Origin of the sequence: Cognatishimia activa (genome assembly GCF_026016445.1) — a bacterium.
Taxonomy (GTDB): domain Bacteria; phylum Pseudomonadota; class Alphaproteobacteria; order Rhodobacterales; family Rhodobacteraceae; genus Cognatishimia; species Cognatishimia activa_B.
This window is the reverse complement of sequence record NZ_CP096147.1, coordinates 1,399,778-1,422,410: the sequence shown is the minus strand read 5'-3', so window position 1 is coordinate 1,422,410 and position 22,633 is coordinate 1,399,778. Positions and strand designations below refer to the sequence as shown.

25 protein-coding genes are annotated in these 22,633 nt (G+C 54.4%); 17 read left to right on the top strand and 8 right to left on the bottom strand.

The features are described 5' to 3' along the window. Window positions 1-113: 113 nt before the first annotated feature. Window positions 114-1,613, bottom strand: a complete 1,500-nt coding sequence (locus M0D42_RS07030; RefSeq protein WP_265020879.1) for a CoA-acylating methylmalonate-semialdehyde dehydrogenase — start codon at window positions 1,611-1,613, stop codon at window positions 114-116. 102 nt (window positions 1,614-1,715) lie between these two features. On the opposite strand from M0D42_RS07030, the gene M0D42_RS07025 reads away from it, so the two are divergent. From M0D42_RS07025 to M0D42_RS07005, 5 genes are all read left to right on the top strand, one after another. After that, entirely contained in the window at window positions 1,716-2,612 is an 897-nt protein-coding gene (locus tag M0D42_RS07025) for a LysR family transcriptional regulator (protein WP_265020878.1), read from the top strand. Between the two features lie 75 nt (window positions 2,613-2,687). Next, window positions 2,688-3,122 (top strand): CBS domain-containing protein, encoded by a 435-nt coding sequence (locus M0D42_RS07020; RefSeq protein ID WP_265020877.1) that lies wholly within the window; start codon window positions 2,688-2,690, stop codon window positions 3,120-3,122. A 102-nt stretch (window positions 3,123-3,224) separates the two neighbouring features. Then, complete coding sequence (coaD, locus tag M0D42_RS07015) at window positions 3,225-3,716, top strand: pantetheine-phosphate adenylyltransferase (protein WP_265020876.1); 492 nt, start codon at window positions 3,225-3,227, stop codon at window positions 3,714-3,716. Window positions 3,717-3,818: 102 nt separating this feature from the next. Continuing rightward, window positions 3,819-4,784: a DUF808 domain-containing protein gene (locus M0D42_RS07010; RefSeq protein WP_265020875.1), complete on the top strand. Its 966-nt coding sequence runs from the start codon at window positions 3,819-3,821 to the stop codon at window positions 4,782-4,784. 61 nt (window positions 4,785-4,845) lie between these two features. Beyond that, window positions 4,846-5,064 (top strand): DUF6500 family protein, encoded by a 219-nt coding sequence (locus tag M0D42_RS07005; RefSeq protein ID WP_265020874.1) that lies wholly within the window; start codon window positions 4,846-4,848, stop codon window positions 5,062-5,064. Window positions 5,065-5,114: 50 nt separating this feature from the next. Here the strand turns inward: M0D42_RS07005 and tkt are convergent, their stop codons facing one another. Further along, on the bottom strand, window positions 5,115-7,088 hold the full coding sequence (gene tkt, locus M0D42_RS07000; RefSeq protein WP_265021115.1) for a transketolase: 1,974 nt from the start codon (window positions 7,086-7,088) through the stop codon (window positions 5,115-5,117). A gap of 276 nt (window positions 7,089-7,364) precedes the next feature. Here tkt and M0D42_RS06995 point away from each other — a divergent pair, with 276 nt between their 5' ends. Next, window positions 7,365-7,946: a hypothetical protein gene (locus M0D42_RS06995; protein WP_265020873.1), complete on the top strand. Its 582-nt coding sequence runs from the start codon at window positions 7,365-7,367 to the stop codon at window positions 7,944-7,946. Continuing rightward, window positions 7,946-8,341 (top strand): cell division protein ZapA, encoded by a 396-nt coding sequence (locus M0D42_RS06990; RefSeq protein WP_265020872.1) that lies wholly within the window; start codon window positions 7,946-7,948, stop codon window positions 8,339-8,341. The genes M0D42_RS06995 and M0D42_RS06990 overlap by 1 nt, the downstream gene beginning before the upstream one ends. 100 nt (window positions 8,342-8,441) lie before the next feature. Here the strand turns inward: M0D42_RS06990 and grxD are convergent, their stop codons facing one another. From grxD to purL, 5 genes are all read right to left on the bottom strand, one after another. After that, window positions 8,442-8,804, bottom strand: a complete 363-nt coding sequence (grxD, locus tag M0D42_RS06985; RefSeq protein WP_265020871.1) for a Grx4 family monothiol glutaredoxin — start codon at window positions 8,802-8,804, stop codon at window positions 8,442-8,444. Continuing rightward, window positions 8,801-9,067 (bottom strand): hypothetical protein, encoded by a 267-nt coding sequence (locus tag M0D42_RS06980; protein WP_265020870.1) that lies wholly within the window; start codon window positions 9,065-9,067, stop codon window positions 8,801-8,803. The genes grxD and M0D42_RS06980 overlap by 4 nt, the downstream gene beginning before the upstream one ends. Continuing rightward, a complete protein-coding gene (locus M0D42_RS06975) occupies window positions 9,064-9,294 on the bottom strand; it encodes a BolA/IbaG family iron-sulfur metabolism protein (RefSeq protein ID WP_265020869.1) in 231 nt (76 codons plus the stop codon). Before M0D42_RS06975 ends, M0D42_RS06980 begins: the two co-directional genes overlap by 4 nt. A 69-nt stretch (window positions 9,295-9,363) precedes the next feature. After that, complete coding sequence (locus M0D42_RS06970) at window positions 9,364-9,894, bottom strand: hypothetical protein (RefSeq protein ID WP_265020868.1); 531 nt, start codon at window positions 9,892-9,894, stop codon at window positions 9,364-9,366. A 2-nt stretch (window positions 9,895-9,896) separates the two neighbouring features. Then, entirely contained in the window at window positions 9,897-12,056 is a 2,160-nt protein-coding gene (gene purL, locus M0D42_RS06965; RefSeq protein ID WP_265020867.1) for a phosphoribosylformylglycinamidine synthase subunit PurL, read from the bottom strand. A gap of 641 nt (window positions 12,057-12,697) precedes the next feature. On the opposite strand from purL, the gene M0D42_RS06960 reads away from it, so the two are divergent. Further along, window positions 12,698-13,375: an SOS response-associated peptidase gene (locus M0D42_RS06960; protein WP_265020866.1), complete on the top strand. Its 678-nt coding sequence runs from the start codon at window positions 12,698-12,700 to the stop codon at window positions 13,373-13,375. A 15-nt stretch (window positions 13,376-13,390) separates the two neighbouring features. Here the strand turns inward: M0D42_RS06960 and M0D42_RS06955 are convergent, their stop codons facing one another. Continuing rightward, window positions 13,391-14,293 (bottom strand): LysR family transcriptional regulator, encoded by a 903-nt coding sequence (locus M0D42_RS06955; RefSeq protein WP_265020865.1) that lies wholly within the window; start codon window positions 14,291-14,293, stop codon window positions 13,391-13,393. A 317-nt stretch (window positions 14,294-14,610) separates the two neighbouring features. Here M0D42_RS06955 and M0D42_RS06950 point away from each other — a divergent pair, with 317 nt between their 5' ends. The 9 genes from M0D42_RS06950 to M0D42_RS06910 all read left to right on the top strand — a co-directional run bounded on the left by M0D42_RS06950 (window position 14,611) and on the right by M0D42_RS06910 (window position 22,599). Further along, a complete protein-coding gene (locus tag M0D42_RS06950; RefSeq protein WP_265021114.1) occupies window positions 14,611-15,486 on the top strand; it encodes a lysophospholipid acyltransferase family protein in 876 nt (291 codons plus the stop codon). Between the two features lie 32 nt (window positions 15,487-15,518). Further along, the gene (gene murI, locus M0D42_RS06945) at window positions 15,519-16,331 is read left to right on the top strand and encodes a glutamate racemase (RefSeq protein WP_265020864.1); all 813 of its coding nucleotides are present in this window, start codon (window positions 15,519-15,521) and stop codon (window positions 16,329-16,331) included. A 107-nt stretch (window positions 16,332-16,438) separates the two neighbouring features. Beyond that, a complete protein-coding gene (gene argC / locus M0D42_RS06940) occupies window positions 16,439-17,467 on the top strand; it encodes an N-acetyl-gamma-glutamyl-phosphate reductase (protein ID WP_265020863.1) in 1,029 nt (342 codons plus the stop codon). Window positions 17,468-17,485: 18 nt separating this feature from the next. Then, the gene (ccmE, locus tag M0D42_RS06935; protein ID WP_265020862.1) at window positions 17,486-17,929 is read left to right on the top strand and encodes a cytochrome c maturation protein CcmE; all 444 of its coding nucleotides are present in this window, start codon (window positions 17,486-17,488) and stop codon (window positions 17,927-17,929) included. 186 nt (window positions 17,930-18,115) lie between these two features. Continuing rightward, window positions 18,116-18,727, top strand: a complete 612-nt coding sequence (locus M0D42_RS06930; RefSeq protein ID WP_265020861.1) for a holin-associated N-acetylmuramidase — start codon at window positions 18,116-18,118, stop codon at window positions 18,725-18,727. Next, window positions 18,718-19,233, top strand: coding sequence for a holin family protein (locus tag M0D42_RS06925; RefSeq protein ID WP_265020860.1), 516 nt, complete (start codon window positions 18,718-18,720; stop codon window positions 19,231-19,233). The genes M0D42_RS06930 and M0D42_RS06925 overlap by 10 nt, the downstream gene beginning before the upstream one ends. A gap of 73 nt (window positions 19,234-19,306) precedes the next feature. Then, window positions 19,307-21,280 carry a heme lyase CcmF/NrfE family subunit gene (locus M0D42_RS06920; protein WP_265020859.1) on the top strand — a complete coding sequence of 658 codons (1,974 nt, stop codon included), beginning with the start codon at window positions 19,307-19,309 and terminating at the stop codon, window positions 21,278-21,280. Then, window positions 21,277-21,741: a cytochrome c-type biogenesis protein gene (locus M0D42_RS06915; RefSeq protein ID WP_265020858.1), complete on the top strand. Its 465-nt coding sequence runs from the start codon at window positions 21,277-21,279 to the stop codon at window positions 21,739-21,741. Before M0D42_RS06920 ends, M0D42_RS06915 begins: the two co-directional genes overlap by 4 nt. A gap of 66 nt (window positions 21,742-21,807) precedes the next feature. Continuing rightward, complete coding sequence (locus M0D42_RS06910) at window positions 21,808-22,599, top strand: enoyl-CoA hydratase-related protein (RefSeq protein ID WP_265020857.1); 792 nt, start codon at window positions 21,808-21,810, stop codon at window positions 22,597-22,599. Window positions 22,600-22,633 lie beyond the last annotated feature (34 nt).

Below are 22,633 nucleotides of genomic sequence, written 5' to 3'. Positions count from 1 at the left end.
GTTATCCACAGGTTGTGAAGTGAAATTACAACCTATGCGGGAAATTGACTGTTGCCGATATGGCAAAAAGGCCCGCTCAGTGGCGGACCTTTCAAATTCATACATTGGTTGGATCAATCCATCGCTTTGAAGTTCAAAGCAACGCCATCTTTGATGCCAGAGAACCAGCGGGAAGAGACTTTTTTGGTCTTGGTATAGAACTTGAAGGCATCTGGCCCGTATTGGTCCAGATCGCCAAAGCCTGATTTCTTCCAGCCACCGAAGGAATAGTAGGACAGGGGCACTGGGATCGGGAAGTTCACGCCCACCATGCCAACGTTCACGCGGTTTACAAAATCACGGGCCACATCGCCATCTGCTGTATAAATCGCCGTGCCATTGCCATAGTCGTTTTCGACCACCAGTTTCAGCGCATCTTCGTAGTTGTCTTCACGCACAACAGACAGAACCGGGCCAAAGATTTCTTCTTTGTAGATGTCCATGTCTGGGGTCACGTCGTCAAATAGGGTCGGGCCAACGAAATAGCCATCTTCATAACCCTGGATTGACAGGCCACGGCCGTCGGTCAGAATTTTTGCGCCTTGCTCGACACCAGAAGAGATCAGACCTTCGATGCGATCTTTGGATTGTGCAGTGATGACCGGGCCAAAGTCGACGTCGTCTCCGCCGGTGTATGGCGCGACCTTCAGCGCTTCGATTTTTGGCAGCATCTTGTCGATCAGCCTGTCAGCCGTTTCTTTGCCAACCGGCACGGCCACGGAAATTGCCATACAGCGTTCACCTGCCGCACCAAAGCCTGCACCAACCAGAGCGTCTGCGGCTTTTTCGATGTCGGCGTCTGGCATGATGATCATGTGGTTTTTCGCACCACCAAAACACTGGGCACGTTTGCCGTTGGTCGCCGCGCGGCCATAGATGTATTGCGCAATTGGGGTCGAACCAACAAAGCCAACCGCCTGAATGGTCTCGTTATCCAGGATCGCGTCGACACATTCTTTGTCGCCATGCACAACCTGTAGCACGCCATCTGGAAGACCAGCTTCCTTGAAAATCTCTGCGAGACGGTTTGCCGTGTTTGGTGTGCGCTCAGATGGCTTCAGGATGATCGCGTTGCCGCAAGCAATCGCTGGGGACATCTTCCACAGAGGGATCATCGCAGGAAAGTTGAACGGCGTGATACCCGCCACAACACCCAGAGGCTGACGGATGGAGTAGAGATCAATGCCCGGACCTGCATCGCCAGTGAATTCGCCCTTCATCATGGCAGGGGCACCCATGCAGACCTCGACCACTTCCAGACCACGCTGAATGTCGCCTTTGGCATCAGGGATTGTCTTGCCGTGTTCTTTGGAAAGAATTTCGGCGAGCTCATCCATGTATTCATTGATCAGAGCGCCAAACTTCATGAAAACGCGCGCGCGTTTCTGAGGGTTTACTTTCGCCCATTCCTTTTGGGCTTCCGCCGCCTTTGCCACGGCTGCATCCAGCTCGTCTTTGGTGGCCAAAGGCACTTTGGTGATGACCTCACCTGTTGCAGGGTTGCGTGCTTCTGCGAAACGACCAGACGTGCCAGCAACTTTTTCGCCGTTGATCAGGTGAGTGAGCTCTTGCATGAGAATCTCCATGGATAATGTTGCCCGCAGTTTAGTCTTGCAATTTCTTTCGTAGAAGGCGCAGTATCTCAAATTGATTTTGCAAAAATGCAAAGGTGTGTGATGCAACCTCTTTGGGATGATGTACGTGTGTTTCTGGCGGTCGCGCGTGATGAAAGCCTGTCGCGAGCGGGTAAGCGTCTGCGAATGGACCCGGCGACGGTTGGGCGTCGGATCGCGCGGTTGGAAACCAGCTATGACGCGCCGCTCTTTGTGAAGTCTCCGACAGGATATGCCTTAACCGATATGGGGGAACGCCTGCTGGAACACGCTCAGAAAGCTGAACAATCCATGCAAATGGCCGATGAGGCCATGAGCGGGCAGGAGGGCGGGCTGAGTGGTCAGATCCGAATTGGTGCGCCGGATGGGGCGGCCAACTACCTGCTGCCACAGGTTTGTGCAGAGATTTCCCGCAACAATCCAGATTTGGAAATCCAAATCGTGGCTTTGCCGCGTCTGTTTAGCCTGTCCAAGCGCGAAGCAGATTTTGCAATCACCGTGAGCCGCCCAGACACGGGGCGTTTGATGGTGCAAAAGATCACTGATTACAAACTCAGCCTTGCCGCCGCCGAGGCCTATTTGGAACGCCATCCATCGATCAGGGAGGTGGCCATGCTGAAGGAGCACCGGATCGTTGGTTACATCATGGATATGATCTATTCCAAAGAAGTCGACTATCTGGGGGAAATCGGCATCGCGGCGCCGGACCTGTCGTCAAACTCGGTTTCTGTGCAGGCCAATTGGATCAGGCAGGGGGCAGGGGTTGGGATTGTGCACGACTTTTCGTTGCCGGCCTTACCTGGCGTGCGCAAAGTTCTACCCGACCAGTTTTCGCTGAAACGTGCCTTTTATCTACTGCGCCACGAAGACGATAAGAGGCTGGAACGCCATAATCGCATAGCGAGTGCGCTGACAGAAGGGCTGCGGAGGGAGGTTGCACGATTAGAGGCGCTTACCTAGGGGCATTTGCTTGACTTTTTCATTTATTGCAACGACGCTATTGAAAACGAAAGATTTGTTCGGAGGTGGACGCAGATGCTGGTGCAGCAAATTCTGAAAGAGAAAGGTGACGCCGAAGTCGTTTCGGTAAAACCAGGGTCATTGGTGCAAGATGCCGCCAAAATCCTCGCGGATCGGCGCATTGGTACAGTGATAGTCTCTGCAGATGGCGAAACGGCAGATGGTATTCTTTCAGAACGTGATATCGTCCGTGAAATCGGCAATCGGGGTCCATCCTGTATGAGCGACCAGGTCGATGACATGATGACCAAAGATTTGGTCACCTGTGGTCTGAACGACGATGCGGTCAGTATTCTTGCGAAAATGACCGAAGGACGTTTTCGTCATATGCCAGTGCTGCAGAATGGGAAGCTTGTTGGCATCATCACTTTGGGCGACGTCGTAAAAGCGCGCTTGTCTGAGCTGGCAATGGAAAAAGATGCTCTTGAAGGCATGATCATGGGGTACTGACGTCCCGTAGTTTCACTGATGCGACAGATGATCTCTTGCAATTTGGCAGGCAATATTGTTGCGTGCCATCACCTTACCAGGACAGAAAGCTGGAGAAATTGAATGCGCATCGGCCTTTATCCCGGAACATTTGACCCGATCACTCTGGGTCATATCGACATAATTCGTCGTGCGACTGTGTTGGTGGACCGTCTGGTCATTGGCGTTGCGATCAATCGGGACAAGGGGCCGATGTTCTCGCTCGAGGAGCGCGTGGCCATGATCGAAGCGGAATGTGGCAAGCTCTCCAAAGAAACCGGCGTCGAAATCGTTGCGCACCCGTTTGAGAACCTGCTGATTGATTGTGCCAAAGAAGTGGGCGCGCAGACCATCGTGCGGGGCCTACGTGCCGTGACTGACTTTGAGTATGAATATCAAATGGTTGGCATGAACCGAGCACTGGATTCATCCATTGAAACTGTCTTCCTGATGGCCGATCTGCAGCATCAGGCGATTGCCAGCAAGCTGGTCAAAGAAATTGCGCGCCTGGGCGGAGATGTCAGCAAATTTGTAACTCCTGACGTAAACAAAGCGCTGAAAGATCGCCTCGGATAACGTCGCCTACGCGCCTGTCGAAGACAGGCCTTGGAATTCCAACATTGACCGTTATCTTTGTGCGTGTCCCGCGGTGCGGGAATGGCACTTGAGGGATATGGTATGAGTGGTTTGCTGGCGCTGCTGGATGACGTGGCAGGTATTGCAAAAATCGCAGCGACGTCGATTGACGATGTGGCGGCAAATGCGGCTAAGGCGGGGGCCAAAGCAGCAGGCGCTGTGATTGACGATGCTGCCGTGACGCCAAAATACGTGCATGGCTTTGAAGCCAAAAGAGAATTGCCGATCATCTGGAAGATCGCCAAAGGGTCTTTCAAAAGCAAAATCCTGATCCTTTTGCCTATTGGCCTTTTGTTGGCGAATTCCGCCCCTTGGCTGATCGCGCCTTTGTTGATGTTGGGCGGGGCGTATCTTTGCTTTGAGGGGGCAGAGAAGATTTATCACCTGCTGGTGCCTCATGATGAGCACCATGTTTTTCCAGAAGACGCGCCCGGTGATCCTGCGCATCTGGAGGAGCAGAAGGTCGCCGGGGCGATCAAGACAGATTTTATTCTCTCTGCTGAGATTATGACCATCTCACTCGCCGCAATCCCAGAAAGCAATTTCTGGATGGAAGCAGCGACTTTGGCGATGGTGGGCATAGGGATTACGGTCGCCGTTTACGGCTCCGTTGCGCTGATTGTGAAGGCAGATGACGTCGGCCTCTGGATGGCGCGCAACAGCGCTGTTGGAGCAATTCGCGCCTTTGGTCGTGGGATTGTGAAAACCATGCCGAAGTTCATGACTCTCCTGACGATTGTTGGCACCGCGGCCATGTTATGGGTCGGCGGGTCGATTATCGTTCACGGGCTTGAGGAACTTGGCTTTAGCTGGCTTGGCCATCACATCCACGACTGGGCCTATGCGGCGGGTCATTCAGTCCCGGAAGCCTGGGAGGGCTTTGTGGAGTGGTTGAGCAAGGCAACCATGGACGGCGTCTTTGGGTTGGCGCTTGGTTTTTTGCTTATTCCTCTTGCCTCAAAGGTGATTGCCCCGGTGTGGAAGGCGCTGTGGCCTAAGAAGGCCTAGCGCTGCTTTGATCCGTTGGATGCCTCCGGCGGGAGTATTTTTGCAAAGAAGAATAGGTTTGGTGCGAGAAAGTTTACGTTCAAAAATCATTCAGGTCTGTGATGAGAAAATAGCAAAGAAGGGCGAGACGGTTGGTGTCTCTTTCTATGCGTTTTTTGCCAATCGGAATGATGACCCAGATGCGCTTTTTGAAGCGGCGACATGGTGGATCAAGGTCCATGAGTTGGATCACTTCGAGAAAGCTGTGAAGATCAGGGAAATGATCAGATCAGGTCAATAAAAAAGGGCGCTCCGATTGGGGCGCCCTTTGAATTTGATAAGGTGCGATGTTTAGAGCATCGCTTTGACTTTGTTGGCAACATTTTCTGCAGTGATGCCGAACTTCTCAAAGAGCTGACCTGCAGGTGCGGACGCGCCGAAGCTGTCCATGCCGACGAAGTCTGCCTTGCCGTTCTTGCCACGCTCGCCCAGCAGCCACTGATCCCAGCCTTGGCGTACACCGGCTTCGATACCAACGCGGACTGGGCCTGCTGGCAGAACCTTGCGACGGTAGCTTTCGTCCTGCTCAGCAAAGAGCTCCATACACGGCATGGAAACCACGCGGGTGCCGATGCCTTCAGCTTGCAGCAGATCGCGGGCTTTCAGGGCCACTTCGACTTCAGAGCCGGTGGCAATCAGGATCGCTTGGCGTTTGCCTTCGGAATCCGCCAGCACATAAGCGCCTTGCTCTGTCAGGTTCTTCAGCTTGTGCTCGGTCCGCACGGTTGGCAGGCCTTGACGGGTCAGGGCCATGACAGATGGTGTGGACTTGGACGTCACAGCGATTTCCCAGGCTTCCGCTGTTTCCACAGTGTCCGCTGGGCGGAACACATAGGTGTTTGGCGTGGAGCGGGAGATCGCCACGTGCTCAACCGGCTGGTGGGTTGGGCCGTCTTCGCCAACGCCGATGGAGTCATGGGTCATTACGAAAACAGTTGGCACTTTCATCAGGGCCGCCAGACGCATGGATGGGCGTGCGTAGTCGGTGAAAGCCATGAAGGTACCACCGTAGGCGCGCATCCCACCGTGCAGGTTCATACCGTTCATGGCAGCAGCCATACCGTGCTCACGGATGCCCCAGTAGATGTAACGACCCTTGCGGTTGTTGGTGTCAAACATGCCAAGATCATCGGTCTTGGTGTTGTTGGAACCGGTGAGGTCGGCAGAGCCGCCCACGGTTTCAGGCATCACCGCGTTGATCACTTTCAGGGCCATCTCGGAAGACTTCCGGGTTGCCACTTTTGGCTGGCCTTCAGACACCTCTTTCTTCAGCGCTTTGATCACTGCAGAGAGTTTCTTTGGCGCTTCCAAAGCGTATGCGCGGTTGAAACGGTTTTGTTTCTGAGTGGAAACCTCTGCAAAACGCGCTTCCCAAGCTTCGCGATCCGCCGCGCCGCGGGACCCAATGGCTTCCCATTGGGCTTTCACGTCTGCAGGGATTTCGAAAGACCCGTAGTTCCAGCCCCAGGTTTCCTTGGCCGCTTTTAGCTGATCCGGATCGGTCAGAGCGCCGTGGCCTTTGGATGTGTCCTGTGCAGCGTGACCCAGCGCGATGTGGGTTTTGCAAGCGATCATGGATGGCTTTTTGGTTTTCTTCGCAGCGGTGATGGCCGCATCAATCTGTTCTGGATCGTGACCGTCGATTTCCTGCACGTGCCAGCCGGATGCTTTGAAACGCTGCACCTGGTTGGTGCGGTCAGACAGCTCAACAGTCCCGTCGATGGTGATGTTGTTGTTGTCCCAGAAGACAATCAGGTTGCCCAGAGAGTGGCGACCCGCGATACCGATGGCTTCTTGAGAAATACCTTCCATGAGGCAGCCGTCGCCCGCGATCACATAGGTGTTGTGGTCGACGATTTTCTTGCCGTATTGCGCACGCTGGATTTCTTCTGCGATGGCGAAACCAACAGAGTTTGCAATACCTTGGCCCAGCGGACCTGTGGTGGTTTCCACAGCGTCGATCAGGAAGTTTTCCGGGTGGCCAGCGGTCAGAGCGCCGAGCTGACGGAAGTTCTTGATCTGATCCAGAGTGACTTGCTTGTCACCAGAGAGATAGAGCAGCGCGTAGATCAGCATGGAGCCGTGACCCGCAGACAGGATAAAGCGGTCGCGGTCTGGCCATTGTGGGTTTGCAGCGTCAAATTTCAGGTGCTTTTCAAACAGCACAGTTGCCACATCTGCCATGCCAATCGGCATGCCGGTGTGGCCGGAATTTGCGGCTGCTACTGCGTCAAGCGCCAGAGCGCGGATGGCGGTGGCCTTCATCCAGTGATCAGGATTTTTGGCTTTCAATGCGGCGATGTCAGCGTTTTCCACTGGGGCGACGTCCTCTGGTTTATATGTGCTTTAGCGCTCAATAGCAGGGTTACACATAAGTTCAAGGACAGCCTTGTCGGCTGGATTAAGCGCAGGCCGCAAGTCTTTGAAATGAAAGGGGGCGCAATTTCCAGAGCCTTTGGGTAAACTCAAAGAAATTTGGACCGGCGCGCGATTCGGGGAGCAGCGCATGTGTCTTGAGGGACGGACGAAAGGACGGCAGTGATGAGTGAGATTGCAGATCTGGAAAACAGATTATCAGCGGCACTGGATCGGATCGCTCAGGGTGTTGATCAAATAGATGTTAATCCTGCGGCTTCCGCGCCGAGTTCTGAAGGGTCAGATGCTCAGGCGGAGCGGATCGCGGAGCTCGAGGCGGCGCTTGCAGAAGAGCGCAGCGCAAAGGCCGTTTTGGAAGAACAGATTAAAACCCTATCCGGTGCAGCTGCAGCCAATGCGGCAAGCACCAGTGACGGGGATTTCGATGCGTTGAAAAAGGCGCATGCGGAAGAGTTGGAATACATCCGTGCGGTTTCAGCCTCGGAACGCGAAGCCTGGGAAGGCCTGAACAGCCGCTTGGTGCGCATGCGCCGGACCAACAAGTTGATGCGCAGCAACGCAGCGCAAATGCGTCAGGCTGCAACCGCCAAGGTGGCAGATGCTGAGGCGATCAATCAGTCCCTGCAAGTGGAGCTGGAAGCGCTGCAGGCAGCTCAGGAGCTTGAACGCGCCGAAACGGATGTGATCCTGAAGACCCTTCAGCCGCTTTTGGGCGATCCTGAAAAAGATACAGAGGAGTCGCTCTAATGCCAGAAGTCGATATCACAATCGGTGGCCGCACCTTCGAAGTGGCATGCCAGGAGGGTGAACAGCACTTCCTGCAGTCTGCGGCCAAGATGCTGGATGATGAGGCGCGTGTTCTGACCAGTCAAATCGGTCGCATCCCGGAGGCACGCATGTTGCTGATGGCGGGTCTTATGCTGGCAGATAAATCAGCAGGCATGGATGACAAGCTGCGCGAACTCGAAGCCAAGATCGCTGAGCAGGCAGAGGAAATCGAAAGCATGAAGAACATGCCGCTTCCAATGCCTGAAAAGGTTGAAGTGCCTGTGGTGCCGAACTCTATCAAAGACAGTTTGGCGGAACTTGCCGCGCGCGCAGAAGCCCTGGCCAGCACCGTAGAAGAGAAGGCGGCCAAGTAAGGCGGCACCCAATAAATAAGCCGGGCTGAAGCCCGGCCTGCCTATATTGGCGATGTAGGCCGGGCTTCAGCCCGGCTTTATTCTTTTGAAGTTCTGAAACTTAAGCGTTTGCCGCGCGGATTTTATCTGCCATCTCTTTGCTATAACCAACTTCGTTTTCGTCAAACAAAGTGTCGAGCTCACCAGATAGGGTCATCTCAGAGATGATGTCGCAACCACCTACGAACTCGCCTTTGATGTAGAGCTGTGGGATGGTTGGCCAGTCAGAATAGTCTTTGATACCCTGACGCACATCCTCATCTGCCAGAACGTTGATGTCGGTATATTCGACACCCATGTAGTTCAGCACACCAGCCACGCGAGAAGAGAAGCCACACTGAGGCATCTCTTTGGTGCCCTTCATGAAGAGCACTACGTCGTTGCCTTTAACGGTTTCGTCGATCCGGGTTTTTACGTCGGTCATTTCTTTTGATCCTTTGCAGAGCTAGGCACAAAGGCCTTCGCATATTCGTTCGGGTCTTTGGGTACCGTGTAAGCACGAGACGTGCCGCCACCTTCGCCACTTGATGCACCCGCACCACCTACAATAAGCGAACTGCCTTGTCCTGGTGCGGTTCCTTTTGGTTTTCTGGGCACTCCACGCTTCAGAGTAGTAATAATGATCGCTATCGAACCGATTATACCGCCGACGATGGCAATCACGTAAACCCAGATTTCGAAATTCACTCAAGCGCCTTTGTCGTCAGGGCCAAAGCGTGCAATTCGCCGCTATCGATCGCGGACTTAACAGTTGCGTTCACGGCACGTTGCTGTGCGACGCGGGACATGCCCTTGAAGCTTGCGTCCACGACCTCAGCCGCAAAATGCTGCCCGTCATCGCCCATGACGGTGATTTTGGCATCCGGAAAGCCGGCGCGGATCATTGCTTCGATATCAGAGGCGAGAATGGCCATGAATGTTCCTCATTTTCTTCGAGCTTAACTTAGGGTGCGCCTTTGGGGGCTGCAAGCGCCATTCGATCACTAGACCGAGACAAAAGGTGCCAAAGATTGCAGAAAATCCGGCACGCTTGCCAGCGCATCCTGAACTTCAGGTTCCTCAAAATCATAGATCGATTTCGGAGAGTCTGGGCAAAGCGCTGCCATAAGCGCCTTGGCCTCGGCGTTTTTATGTTCCGGAATGGGCAGCCGTTGCGCCTCCTGCAGAAGCAGCAGCGCCTCGTGGATGGGGCGCACCACGCGCAGAGCATAGGTCATATGGGTGAGAAGATCAGGATCATCTCGCCATGTTTCCCCATTAAAGAGTTCCTGTGTGACCCTCTGACCAGCCCCCGCGCAGGAATAGGTGACACAACCGCGAAAGCCGCGTTTGTGCAGGTCTGCGTGGATCGAGCAATCAAAACAGGATTTTGAAAGGTTCGGGCAGGGGGTGTCGACCTCTTTGAAAAGCGCGAAATCTTCGTCATCGTCAAACGGATATGCCGCGCAACAGAGCGCGGCACATCGAGAGCAATCAGCTGTGAGATCGGGGAAAGGGGTGGCTTTCCCCGACATAATCAGGCTACCGCAGCGGCAAAGCTGCCGCGGAAGGTTTCAGCCAGTTCGGCCAGAGGAGCTTCGGAGCCGCCGAATTTCACGCTGTCGCCTGCGAATTTACCAACAGATTGGATAGTCACACCCGCCTTGCCTGCTTCCAGCATAAGCGCTTCGGCCTGATCGAAGTTGCAGGCCACCAGATAGCGGGCTTGGTCTTCACCAAAGAGTTCTGGCGTTGCATCGCTGTCCAGATGCACACCAACACCGGCTGCTTCAGCAAGTTCAAAGGCTGCGAGGGCCAGACCGCCGTCTGCAAGGTCAGTGCAGGCTTTGATCAATGCGCGGTTCGCCCGGATGAATTCACCGTTTTTCTTTTCTTCGGCCAGATCAACCGAAGGCGCGTCGCCTTCTTCGCGGTTGAAGACTTCTGCCAGCAGGGCGGATTGACCGAGGTGTTCACCGGTTGAGCCAACCAGCAGCGCTACGTGGCCTTCACGGACTTCACCGTCGATTGGTTCTTCGTCTGCGGCAACCAGACCCACAGCACCAATGGTTGGGGTTGGCAGAATACCTTTACCGTCGGTTTCGTTGTAAAGGCTGACGTTGCCAGAAACGATTGGCATATCAAGAGCCGCAACCGCTTCACCGATGCCTTTGATCGCGCCCACAAATTGGCCCATGATTTCAGGCTTTTCCGGGTTGCCGAAGTTCAGGTTGTCAGTGGTTGCCAGAGGCAGCGCACCAACAGCTGTCAGGTTGCGGTAGGCTTCTGCAACGGCCTGTTTGCCGCCTTCCACTGGGTTCGCTTTCACGTAGCGTGGGGTCACGTCGGAAGTGAAGGCCAGTTTCTTATCAGTGCCGTGGACACGCAGCAGACCAGAGCCTTTGCCCGGACCACGCGCGGTGTCAGCCATAACCATGGAGTCGTATTGGTCATAAACCCACTGCTTGCCCGCGTAGTTCGGGGAAGAGATCAGAGCTTTCAGACCATCAATTGGATCAACCTGAGGTACGTCTGCCAGAGGCTCTGCCGCCGGAGTTTCGATCCACGGACGATCATATTCAGGCGCCGTGGAGGAAAGTTTGGACAGCGGCAGGTCCGCCTTCACTTCGCCGTTGTGAACGATCAGGAAGCGGTCTTCGGCTATGGTTTCACCGACGATTGCAAAATCAAGGTCCCACTTTTCGAAAACAGCACGCGCTTCGGCTTCCAGTTCTGGTTTCAGAACCATCAGCATGCGTTCCTGAGATTCAGACAGCATCATTTCGTAAGCTGTCATGTTCTCTTCGCGCTGTGGCACGTCTTCGAGGTTGAGCTTCACACCCAGACCGCCTTTGTCGCCCATCTCAACAGCGGAACAGGTCAGGCCTGCAGCGCCCATGTCTTGAATAGAGATCACTGCGCCGGTCTGCATCAGCTCCAGAGTGGCTTCCATCAGGCGCTTTTCAGTGAACGGGTCGCCAACCTGAACGGTTGGACGCTTTTCTTCGATGGTGTCGTCAAATTCAGCCGAGGCCATGGTCGCGCCGCCAACACCGTCACGGCCAGTTTTTGCGCCGAGATAAACAACGGGCATGCCAACGCCGGATGCCGCGGAGTAGAAGATGCCGTCTGTTTTCGCGAGACCCGCTGCGAAAGCGTTCACAAGGCAGTTGCCATTATAAGCCGGGTGGAAGCGCACTTCGCCACCCACGGTTGGAACACCAAAGCAGTTGCCGTAGCCGCCGATACCTTCAACCACGCCATTGACCAGCTGTTTGGTCTTTGGGTGGGAGGTTTCACCGAAGCTTAGAGAGTTCATGGCTGCGATAGGACGCGCGCCCATAGTGAAGACATCACGCAAAATGCCGCCAACACCGGTGGCGGCACCTTGGTAAGGTTCAATGTAAGATGGGTGGTTGTGGCTTTCCATTTTGAAAACCACAGCATCGCCATCACCAATATCGATGATACCCGCGTTTTCGCCCGGTCCACAGATCACCTGTGGGCCATCGGTTGGCAGGGTGCGCAGCCATTTTTTGGAAGACTTATAGGAACAGTGTTCGTTCCACATTGCAGAGAAAATACCCATCTCGGTGAAAGTAGGGTCGCGCCCCAGAATGTTGATCACCTCGGCGTATTCTTCTGGTGTGAAACCATGGCTCGCGATGACGTCTTCAGTGATTTCTGGATCTTGCATTTCTGTCCCCTGACTTCGCAATGCGGTGGCATGCGGGATGATGTTGCGCGCTCTTTACGACAAGGACGCTCAAAGGGGAAGGGGGCCGTTGACCCAAAGGCCATGTGCTGTGGAATTAATTCGATTTGGCCTCGGATTTAGACCCGGTCACACTGAATGCTCCTCCTTGACGGGGGCCGCGAAAGCATGGGTGACCCTTCCGGGTGTCTTTGAATATTAAAATGGGTTCGCTAAAGGCTCAGGTGCTCTCGGTTAACCCGGAAATATTGGCTCCGCTGATTAAAAAGAAATCACTTTGTTAACGGGTGGGGCTTCTGCAGGGAGCTGAAAAGATAGAGACACCATAAGAGTCGTGTGAACTGCCAATCGATTGGGCAAAAAAAAGGGCCGAGCAAATAAGCTCGGCCTTAGTCCAACAGGGAGGTATGAAGATGATGCGCCTAAGTGCAATCACCGTCTTCGAGAGCTGAAATAGTAGGCAGGGATGAATCTTTCAAGAAAACATGAGTCAAACCCGTTATGCGCTATATGCATGGCTGACATCGCGCGGTGTTTATCGAATGTTTTTGCAGGGTTAACCCTTGGTTGGATTTCTTTCATTGAGACGTTGCCATCAGAATGGACAGCGGTAGTCTAAGTCTATGTGTGGAAAATTCGCTGCTGGACACCTGACCCAAGCCGAAATGTTGGCTTTGATGGAGTACTTTCTTTATGGAAAGTTGCTCCCGGACGGCAGTGCGCCAACCTCAAAACCGGGCTTTAACATCAGCCCAACAGATCAGGTGCAATTGGCTCATGCGATCGAGGGGGCGACGCTTTTGACCAGCGCCAAGTGGCAGATGGAACTGCCCAAGAACACGCATAAGATGATCAACTCTAAGATCGAGAATGTCGATTTCTGGAAAGACTTTTGGAAAGACGGTCGCTGCGTGATCCCGGCGCTAGGGTATTACGAATGGAGTGGCGCGAGTGGGCGTAAGGAACCCTATTTCGTGACCGTGAAACGCAACGCACCTATGCTGTTTTTTGCGGGTTTCTACTCGATTGATCGATCGGGTACGAAATGCTGCACCATCATGACCCGACCTGCGGCAAAAGAAATCGCTCATCTGCATCCGCGTATGCCAGTAATATTATCACCAGATGAGATTCAGGATTGGCTTGGCAATGTCACTACCGCTGATCAAGCGCAGGAAACATTGGGCACCTCTCATGCAGGGCGCTTTGAATATCATCGTGTGAAACCGATTGATCGAAAAAGCGACGGGCCCGATCTGATCGAGCCCTATGATCCGCCACAGGCAAGTTTTGATTTCTAATGTTGGGCTTGCCCATTAACCGCTGATTTCGCGCAGGTGTTTGCGGTAATCGATAATCTCTTCCTGCACGAAGTCGCGGAAGGCCTGAATGCGTTTGGAGTGACGCAGTTCTTCTGGGTAGGCGAGGTAGACAGGCACATCGTCGCTTTCAATATCTGGCAAAACACGCACAAGTTCAGGGTGCTCTTCCACCACATAGTCGGGCAGCACGCCAATTCCAAGATCATGCAGGACGGCCTGAAGAACGCCAAAATAGTTATTCACCATCAGGCGAGACGGGATTTCGTTGGCCAGAAGTGTGTGAGTTAAGGATGAGCTGGCGCCAACCTGAATGGATTCGGTGCGCTGATAGATAAGCCGGTGATTGGTCAAATCATCGATGGACTCAGGCGCGCCGTGTTTGTCGATGTAGGCCTGTGTTGCGAACAGGCGGATACGAACGCTCATCAGGCGTTTGCGGATCAAGTCAGCTTGGCTAGGTTCTTTCATGCGGATTGCCGCGTCGGCCTCGCGCATTGGGAGATCAAGCACCTTTTCCTCCAGCATCAGGTCGATATTCAGATCCGGGTAGAGCTCATAGAGCTTGTGCAGGCGCGGAGCGAGCCAAAGCGTGCCAAATCCAAGCGTGGTTGTGACGCGTAACTCTCCAAAAACCTCTTCTTCACTGTCGCGAATGCGCGCCGCTGCGGCATCCAACCGTTTGGACATTGAACGAGTGGCTTCAAACAGCAATTCGCCTTGTTCTGTCAGGATGAGACCACGGGCATGACGGTGAAAAAGCGTTGTGTTCAGGCTTTCTTCCAGTGCGCGAACTTGGCGGGAAACGGCGGATTGTGACAGATGCAGCGTGTCGCCCGCATGGGTAAGACTCCCTGCATCGGCAACCGCGTGAAAAATCCGTAATTTGTCCCAGTCCATGACCGTACCCCTTTGTCGCGCGTAAAGGCATAATAGAGTTTATTGATGAGTAAAACACTCCCAAGAAAGAATGTGTGGAGAATATTGGTGGGTGTAGCAAAAAGTCATGTTTTCAGGGGGCTAGGCGCTTCAAATGAGACCGATTGCGGAGTGATCCAGCCCAGATTGCCTCTGTTTGAGGCGTTTGTCGCAAAGATGCTGCAGGTTTCAAGCAAACGTTGATGGAAATTGAATGGCTTCGCATTTATCTTCGATGAAGGAAGACCAATTCGCCGTGGAATTCGGTGACCTGGAGGAAAGATCGAGTGCTTCAAAAAATGCCCCAAGACGCAACGGCGCGCGATATTAGCTATGCCTATTCCGCAGAAACTTCAGCCGGCGAGGCCATGATCCGGCTTCTGGAGAATTCCACCGGTCGGTTAGGGCTGATCAGGCGCGCCAAAGGCTACGAAGAGGAAGTCGCTCAGGGCGCTGATTTCTGGCAGGTCATGATGGAGCGCTATGGGCTGAAGCTCGAAGTCGTGGGTGGTTCGTTGGACCTGATACCGCGCGAAGGGCCGCTTTTGATGATCGCCAATCACCCCTATGGCATCTTGGATGGACTTGTGATGGGGCATATCCTGAGCGCGTTGCGCGGTGACTTTCGCATCCTGGCGCATCAGGTCTTTCGGAAGGCCGAGGATCTGGACCGCATCATTCTGCCGATCAGCTTTGACGCCACGAAGGAAGCGCTTGCTCTGAATATTCGGACCCGTAAGGTGGCGCTGGATTACCTGCATGACAGCGGCGCCATAGGTATTTTTCCGGGCGGGACGGTCTCAACAGCAGCTGCGCCATTCGGGGTTCCGCTTGATCCAGTTTGGCGCGGGTTCACAGCGCGTATGATTGAAAAGTCTGACGCACAGATCGTACCAGTTTTCTTTGAGGGCACCACCTCACGTCTGTTTCAGCTGGCAAGCCATTTGCACTATACTTTAAGAATGGGGTTTCTAATCCGCGAATTTCGTAAACGCGTGGACGCTCCGGTTCGAATTGTGGTCGGAAAAGCGATAAACCGGTCTGAAATTGTGGGATTTAAAGGTGATAGAAAGCGTCTCATGGACTTCCTTCGCACGCGTACCTATGCTTTATCTCAAGATGGGATCGACGCATCGTCCTATGGGTTTGAATTTGAAGAGAAATATAAGGGCTGATACCCCAATCGGGTGATAGCAAGGGCAAAACCATGGCAGTGGGAATTTTTGACAGCGGATTGGGCGGATTGACGGTTTATGACGCGGTTCATGCGGCCATGCCTGATCAGCCAATTGTGTATTTCGGCGACAATGCGCACGCGCCATATGGTGTGCGTGATGCAGACGATATCTTTGAGAAAACCACCTTTGCGATTGAACGCCTATGGGAGGCGGGATGTGATCTCGTTATTCTGGCGTGCAATACGGCAAGTGCCGCGGCTCTGCGGCGCATTCAAGAAAGCTGGCTGCCTGCTGATAAGCGTGTGCTTGGGGTTTTTGTCCCTTTGATCGAGGCCATGACCGAACGCAGCTGGGGTGACAATAGCCCACCGCGTGAAGTTGCTGTGAAACATGTGGCGCTCTTTGCGACGCCAGCGACGGTCTCTAGCCGTGCTTTTCAACGTGAATTGGCATTCCGTGCGATTGGCGTGGATGTAGAAGCGCAGGCTTGCGGTGGTGTCGTTGATGCCATCGAAGAAGGCGACACCATTCTGGCGCAGGCCCTGGTGCGCAGCCATGTGGAAGCGCTGAAGCGCAAAATGCCAAATCCAGAAGCCGCTATTTTGGGCTGTACACATTATCCTTGGATGGCTGAGACGTTTCAGGATGCGTTGGGGCCAGACGTGAAAGTCTATAGTCAGGCGAAACTGGTTGCAGAAAGTCTGGGCGATTATCTGGAGCGGCACCCGAATATGCGCGGATCTGGACAAGAGAGCATGTTCCTGACCACCGGTGATCCGAAATTGGTCTCTGCCCATGCGACACGGTTTTTGCGACGAGAGATCCAGTTCATCTCGGCTTGATGTCCTTTCAAGGCATCCGTAAAACCCATTCCCAACATGTGACAATTCGCGGCTTCAAAGCGCCGCGAAGCTGCCTATCTAGGCATTGAAGATATGAAAGGTCTGATATGACCCATAAAATCGCTATTCTTGGCGCTTCTGGATACACAGGTGCTGAACTGGTTCGGTTGATTGCCACCCATCCATCTATGGAAATCGTCGCTCTTGCGGCAAACTCCAAGGCTGGCATGGCTTATGAAGATGTGTTCCCGCACCTGCGCCATCTGAAGCTGCCTGATCTGGTGAAGATTGATGAGATCGACTTTGATAACGTTGATCTTGTCTTCTGTGGTTTGCCGCATGCCACGAGCCAGAAAGTCATCAAGGCACTGCCTAAGACAGTCAAAGTCGTTGATCTGTCAGCGGATTTCCGTCTGCGTGACCCAGAAGAATACGTCAAATGGTATGGCGGTCAGCATGATGCACTGGAGTGTCAGGAAGAGGCAGTTTACGGCCTGACCGAGTTCTATCGCGATCAGATTAAAGAAGCGCGTTTGGTTGCCGGAACCGGCTGTAACGCGGCAACCGGCCAATATGTGCTGCGTCCGTTGATTGAAGCCGGTGTTATTGATCTTGATCAGATCATTCTGGACCTGAAATGTGCAGTATCTGGCGCAGGACGGTCATTGAAGGAGAATCTACTGCACGCGGAACTGAGCGAGGGCTACCACGCCTATGCCATCGGCGGCACACACCGGCACTTGGGTGAATTTGACCAGGAATTCTCAGCGATAGCAGGGCGGCCAGTCAAAGTTCAGTTCACACCGCATCTGGTGCCAGCGAACCGTGGCATTCTGGCGACGGTTTATGTGCAGGGTGATGCGCAGGTGATCTATGATACCCTGTCAAAAGCCTATGCGGATGAGCCGTTTATCGAGATGCTGCCCTTTGGCCAGGCGCCAAGCACGCGGCATGTGCGGGGCAGCAACTTCTGCCACATTGGTGTGACCGCGGACCGGATCGAAGGCCGCGCGATTGTTATTGCGGCGCTTGATAACCTGACCAAAGGCTCCAGCGGGCAGGCGTTGCAGAACGCCAACTTGATGCTGGGTGAAGAGGAAACCGCCGGCCTGATGCTGGCACCATGTTTCCCATAAGCATGTGAAGGAGAGGCAATGAAAGGCCTCAAAAAGCAAAGACGCATTCAGATCGTGCTGGTCGCCGCCGTGGCGCTGGCGCTTTCAACGGCACTGATTGGCTATGCGATGCGGGATGGGATCAACTATTTCCGCTCTCCAGCCGAAGTGATTGCCGAACCACCTGCGGAAAACGAGGAATTCCGCATGGGTGGTCTGGTTGAAGAAGGCAGCCTTGTGCGCGGCGAAGGGGAGACCGTGACCTTCCGTGTGACAGACGGTGGCGGCTCAGTGGCTGTGGCTTACACCGGGGTTTTACCCGATCTCTTTGAAGAAAATCAGGGCATGATTGGCACAGGTCGTTACATCAATGGTGTTTTCCAAGCCTCTGAAATCCTTGCGAAACACGATGAGACATATATGCCAAAGGAAGTGCTGGACGCTCTGAAAGAGCAAGGTGTCTATGTAGAGCCTGAAACCTAGAAGTTTGCTTTTGTAGGTAAGCGGTGGCCCGGTGAGAATTCACCGGGCCGCTTTGTTTTGATGTGCTCTCGACCCCAGCAGCGAATGCGTCGACCCGATCTGGCGTTGCCTATGCCGCGCGCGGTGAAATTGCGTAGATTTAAGAGGTCTTTTGCGAATTTCGCCTCAGCAGAAGAGGGGCGACAAATGTTGGATGTCAGACAGATCGCAACAGAGATCGTGGCGCGTGAGGGGGGGTATGTGAATGATCCCGATGATCCCGGAGGGGCGACGAACTACGGGGTGACAATCCGCACGTTGAAACGACTTGGCATTGACGTCGACGGGGACGGTGATGTGGACGGGGAAGATGTGCGCCGCTTGGGCAGGTCGCAGGCCGTTGAGATATTCCTTAAACACTATTTCGACGGACCGGGGCTTGGTGGGCTGCCTGCCGAGTTACAGGCCAGTGTCTTTGATATGTATGTGAATGCTGGCGCGAATGCGGTGAAGATACTGCAAAGACTGCTGAACCAGATGGGGCAGTCCATAGCAGTTGATGGGGTGCTTGGCCCAAAATCTTTGGCAGCCTGCGAAAGTGCAGCGGCATTGGCACCGCATCATCTTGCCGACGCCTATGCCATTGCGCGGCGAAACTACTATTTCAGATTGGCTGACCGGCGACCCGCGTCGCGTAAATACGCGCGTAACCGTTCTGGCGGGAAGGGCGGTTGGATCAAGCGCGCGGAGGAATTCATGTCAGCGCGCTATCACATGACTGAAGAGGAGTTCTCTGAAAGGGTGGCGGCATGGGCGTGATCACTCGAGTACTGGATTTCATTTTTGGTGGCGGGCGCAACGTGGTGCGCGAAACGGTTGAGGTCTTTCGCGAGAATGCGGAATCCGGGGCGCAGCGAGAACATCAGCGCCACACCGCGGCCATGGCGCAATTTGGTGGCGAGTTTTTGAGGGGGAGACGAGGTCGGTTTGACCGTCTTATGGACGCGATCAATCGACTGCCGCGTCCTTTGATGGCTTTGGGGTGCTTGGGGCTCTTTGTCTCAGCCATGGTCGATCCGGTTTGGTTTGCAGCGCGCATGCAGGGCATTGCGCTTGTACCGGAGCCCCTTTGGTGGCTTTTGGGAGTGATCGTCAGTTTCTACTTTGGGGCGCGACATCAGATGAAAGGAATGGAATTTCAACGGTCTATGGCCGCCGCGCTTTCACAGATTGCAGAGGTGCAAGGGCAGCAGAATGCCCCTGCCTTTTTGCAGGAAGAGCCCAATGCCGCGCTTGTGGATTGGCAAAACTCGAAAGCTTCCTGACGCGCGACAATTGGCCTTAGGAAGCACAGCGAATTGAATTGGCGATCAATTCTGCGCGTCGTATATAGTGCTCATGTTACATGAGCTTGGTCATTTTGCCCTGATACTTGCCGCGATTGTGGCCGTAGTTCAGGCGGTGGTGCCTCTGATTGGGGCGCAGAAACGTTGGTCTGGTTGGATGGCGCTGGCTGATCCAGCGGCCTCTGCGCAGTTTCTCCTCACAGCCTTTGCTTTTGGCGTTCTGACCCATGCTTTTGTGACCTCTGATTTTTCTGTTCGACTGGTCTACGCCAACTCGCACACGCTGAAGCCGATGCTGTATAAAATCAGCGGTGTGTGGGGGAACCATGAAGGGTCGATGCTGCTTTGGGTGCTGATCCTGACGCTCTTTGGCGCGTGCCTCAGCTGGTTTGGAGGCAGTCTGCCTCCGGGTTTAAAAGCGCGCGCATTAGCGGTGCAATCGGCCATAGCGGTGGCCTTCTTTGCCTTCATTCTGTTCACATCAAACCCGTTTGATCGCATTGATATCAATGGTGTTCCTTTTGATGGCCGTGGGTTGAACCCTTTGTTGCAAGATCCGGGGTTGGCATTGCATCCGCCGTTTCTCTACTTGGGCTATGTTGGTCTCTCTATGGCCTTCTCCTTTGCCGTCGCTGCCTTAATCGAAGGTCGTGTCGATGCTGCCTGGGGCCGCTGGGTGCGCCCCTGGACCCTGGCGGCTTGGATCTTCCTGACCATCGGTATCGCGCTTGGATCGTGGTGGGCCTATTACGAGCTGGGCTGGGGCGGTTTCTGGTTCTGGGATCCGGTTGAAAACGCGTCCTTCATGCCATGGCTCTTGGCTGCGGCCTTGCTGCATTCCGCGATTGTGGTGGAAAAGCGCGAAAGCCTGAAAAGCTGGACGATTCTTTTGGCAATCCTCGCTTTTGGCTTTTCCTTGATCGGGACATTCATTGTCCGGTCAGGTGTCATCACCTCGGTGCATGCCTTTGCGAACGACCCTGAACGCGGAGTCTTCATTCTGGCAATCTTGGCGATCTTCATGGGGGGGGCGCTGACGCTCTTTGGGGCGCGTGCTGGAGCGCTTGAAGCCAAGGGTGTCTTTGGCGTGATTAGCCGTGAGAGCGTCTTGGTCCTAAACAACCTTCTTCTGGCTGTGTCCTGTCTTGTGGTCTTCGTCGGTACGATCTGGCCGCTCTTTTCCGAGATGTTCTTTGACCGTGTGCTCAGCGTCGGACCACCGTTTTTCAATCTTGCCTTTACGCCCTTTATGATCGCGCTAGGGGCACTATTGCCCATCGGGGCCATGTTGCCATGGAAGCGCGCTATGTTGGGGCGAGTGGCACCGAAGCTGGTGCCAGCTGCGGTCCTGGCTATCGCCTTGGCCGGGTTGGCCTGGGCGCTGCAGACAGAAAAGAGCCTTCTGGGGCCGGTAGGGCTGCTGCTGGGCACATGGGTCGTGGTTGGTGCATTTATCGATGTGATGAGCCGCACGGGCCGTGGATCGCTGTCTCAACGTCTGGCTCGGTTGATGCGTCTGCCGCGTGCGGATTGGGGGAAGGCAACCGCCCATGCAGGTCTTGGCGTTACGATGTTTGCCATCGCGGGTCTGATGGCCTGGGAAGTGGAAGACATTCGCGTGGCACAGATTGATCAGCCGTTCCCAGTTGGCACTTACGAGATCACCCTGAAACAGGTCCGTGACGTGGAAGGGCCGAACTATCTGTCGACCATGGCGGATGTTCTGGTGACGCAGAACGGGCGTGAGGTTGCATTGCTGCAGCCTGAAAAGCGCATCTATCCGGTGGCTGGCATGCCTACAACTGAGGCGGCGATTGACTACCGTGTTTTCCGAGACGTCTATGTGGTGATTGGTGATGCACAGAATAATGGTGGCCACACTGTGCGCACCTATGTGAAGCCGCTTGCAAACTGGATTTGGTTGGGCTGCGCCCTGATGTCTCTTGGTGGCCTATTAAGCCTCACTGACCGCCGCTATCGGGTCGCGGCTGGTGCGCGCAAACGGGTTGGAGTGCCTGCGGAATGACCTGGGGACTGAAACGCCTGCTAATCCTTTTGATGATTGTCGCGACCCCGCTTTGGGCGGTGGAGCCGGACGAAATTCTCGATGATCCGGTGCTTGAGAAACGCGCCCGGATCATTTCGAAGAACCTGCGCTGCTTGGTTTGTCGCAACGAAAGCATCGATGAAAGCAATGCAGGGATCGCTAAAGACCTTCGGGTACTCGTGCGCGAACGTCTGGTTGCCGGTGACAGCAACACGGATGTGGTGGAGTTCGTGGTTGATCGCTACGGAGAATACGTGCTGCTGAAACCTCAGACAGGTGGCAGTAACATCGTTCTATGGGCGGCAGGCCCGGTGATGCTGATCCTTGGGTTGGGATTGTCAGGTGGCTATTTGCGCCGCCGGTCCAAACGCGCGGAACGCAAGGTTGAGGCTCTATCCGACGAAGAAAAAGCGCGATTGCAGGAAATCCTGAAAGATTGACGTGCGGTTCCCCTTCACAGGGCTGTGAATGATCCTATCTTGAGGCAAAGAATTTGAGAGGCCCTGATGGAATATCAAGCGATTGAACTCGATGTGAAAGACGGCGTGGCCGTTCTGACACTGAACCGCCCGGAGAAAATGAACGCACTGAATGCGCAGATGCGGGCGGAGATCACACATGCGGTGCATGATATTTCCTTGCATGGTCAGACTCAGGGTATTCGTGTCCTGGTGTTGACAGGAGCTGGCGCTGCCTTCTGTTCGGGGCAGGACCTAGGCGATGGCGGCAATGCCGCGACACTTGATCTGGAGCGCACGCTGCGAGACGAATATACGCCAATGATCCGGGCCATTCTGGATTGCCCATTGCCGGTGATTTCAGCGGTGAACGGTGCAGCAGCCGGGGCAGGGGCTAACCTTGCTTTGGCAGCAGATGTGGTGATCGCCTCTGAAAGTGCCGTCTTTATCCAAGCCTTCACGCGTATTGGTCTGATGCCAGATGCTGGCGGGACCTATATGCTGCCACGTCAAATGGGCATGGCTAAAGCGATGGGCGCAGCTCTGTTTGCAGACAAGATCACTGCGAAACAAGCGGATGAATGGGGCATGATCTGGGAACATGTGGCCGATAAGGAATTTTCGGATCACTGGAAATCCCGTGCAGCTCATCTGGCAAATGGTCCGACTGCCGCCTACGCGCGGATCAAGGAAGCGATGCGCGCAACGTGGAACAACAATCTCGATGAGCAACTGGCGCATGAGGCGAAGTTGCAGGGCGCTTGCGGTAAAACCCGTGACTTCCAGGAGGGAGTTGTGGCTTTCCTTGAGAAGAGGCCTGCAAATTACGAAGGGCGTTAACCTTTAAATTCACCTTTGGTGATAGTTTAAAACT

What these genes read in the sequence shown, in the direction of transcription:
- M0D42_RS06950 (WP_265021114.1), top strand. Translation starts at nt 14,611, where the DNA reads ATGCCCCAAGACGCAACGGCGCGCGATATTAGCTATGCCTATTCCGCA.
- murI (WP_265020864.1), top strand. Translation starts at nt 15,519, where the DNA reads ATGGCAGTGGGAATTTTTGACAGCGGATTGGGCGGATTGACGGTTTAT.
- M0D42_RS06930 (WP_265020861.1), top strand. Translation starts at nt 18,116, where the DNA reads ATGTTGGATGTCAGACAGATCGCAACAGAGATCGTGGCGCGTGAGGGG.
- M0D42_RS06975 (WP_265020869.1), bottom strand. Translation starts at nt 9,294, where the DNA reads ATGGCCATTCTCGCCTCTGATATCGAAGCAATGATCCGCGCCGGCTTT.
- M0D42_RS06960 (WP_265020866.1), top strand. Translation starts at nt 12,698, where the DNA reads ATGTGTGGAAAATTCGCTGCTGGACACCTGACCCAAGCCGAAATGTTG.
- argC (WP_265020863.1), top strand. Translation starts at nt 16,439, where the DNA reads ATGACCCATAAAATCGCTATTCTTGGCGCTTCTGGATACACAGGTGCT.
- coaD (WP_265020876.1), top strand. Translation starts at nt 3,225, where the DNA reads ATGCGCATCGGCCTTTATCCCGGAACATTTGACCCGATCACTCTGGGT.
- M0D42_RS06910 (WP_265020857.1), top strand. Translation starts at nt 21,808, where the DNA reads ATGGAATATCAAGCGATTGAACTCGATGTGAAAGACGGCGTGGCCGTT.
- M0D42_RS06995 (WP_265020873.1), top strand. Translation starts at nt 7,365, where the DNA reads ATGAGTGAGATTGCAGATCTGGAAAACAGATTATCAGCGGCACTGGAT.
- ccmE (WP_265020862.1), top strand. Translation starts at nt 17,486, where the DNA reads ATGAAAGGCCTCAAAAAGCAAAGACGCATTCAGATCGTGCTGGTCGCC.
- M0D42_RS07030 (WP_265020879.1), bottom strand. Translation starts at nt 1,613, where the DNA reads ATGCAAGAGCTCACTCACCTGATCAACGGCGAAAAAGTTGCTGGCACG.
- tkt (WP_265021115.1), bottom strand. Translation starts at nt 7,088, where the DNA reads ATGAAGGCCACCGCCATCCGCGCTCTGGCGCTTGACGCAGTAGCAGCC.
- purL (WP_265020867.1), bottom strand. Translation starts at nt 12,056, where the DNA reads ATGCAAGATCCAGAAATCACTGAAGACGTCATCGCGAGCCATGGTTTC.
- M0D42_RS06915 (WP_265020858.1), top strand. Translation starts at nt 21,277, where the DNA reads ATGACCTGGGGACTGAAACGCCTGCTAATCCTTTTGATGATTGTCGCG.
- M0D42_RS06955 (WP_265020865.1), bottom strand. Translation starts at nt 14,293, where the DNA reads ATGGACTGGGACAAATTACGGATTTTTCACGCGGTTGCCGATGCAGGG.
- M0D42_RS06990 (WP_265020872.1), top strand. Translation starts at nt 7,946, where the DNA reads ATGCCAGAAGTCGATATCACAATCGGTGGCCGCACCTTCGAAGTGGCA.
- M0D42_RS07010 (WP_265020875.1), top strand. Translation starts at nt 3,819, where the DNA reads ATGAGTGGTTTGCTGGCGCTGCTGGATGACGTGGCAGGTATTGCAAAA.
- M0D42_RS07025 (WP_265020878.1), top strand. Translation starts at nt 1,716, where the DNA reads ATGCAACCTCTTTGGGATGATGTACGTGTGTTTCTGGCGGTCGCGCGT.
- M0D42_RS06920 (WP_265020859.1), top strand. Translation starts at nt 19,307, where the DNA reads ATGTTACATGAGCTTGGTCATTTTGCCCTGATACTTGCCGCGATTGTG.
- grxD (WP_265020871.1), bottom strand. Translation starts at nt 8,804, where the DNA reads ATGACCGACGTAAAAACCCGGATCGACGAAACCGTTAAAGGCAACGAC.
- M0D42_RS06970 (WP_265020868.1), bottom strand. Translation starts at nt 9,894, where the DNA reads ATGTCGGGGAAAGCCACCCCTTTCCCCGATCTCACAGCTGATTGCTCT.
- M0D42_RS06925 (WP_265020860.1), top strand. Translation starts at nt 18,718, where the DNA reads ATGGGCGTGATCACTCGAGTACTGGATTTCATTTTTGGTGGCGGGCGC.
- M0D42_RS07020 (WP_265020877.1), top strand. Translation starts at nt 2,688, where the DNA reads ATGCTGGTGCAGCAAATTCTGAAAGAGAAAGGTGACGCCGAAGTCGTT.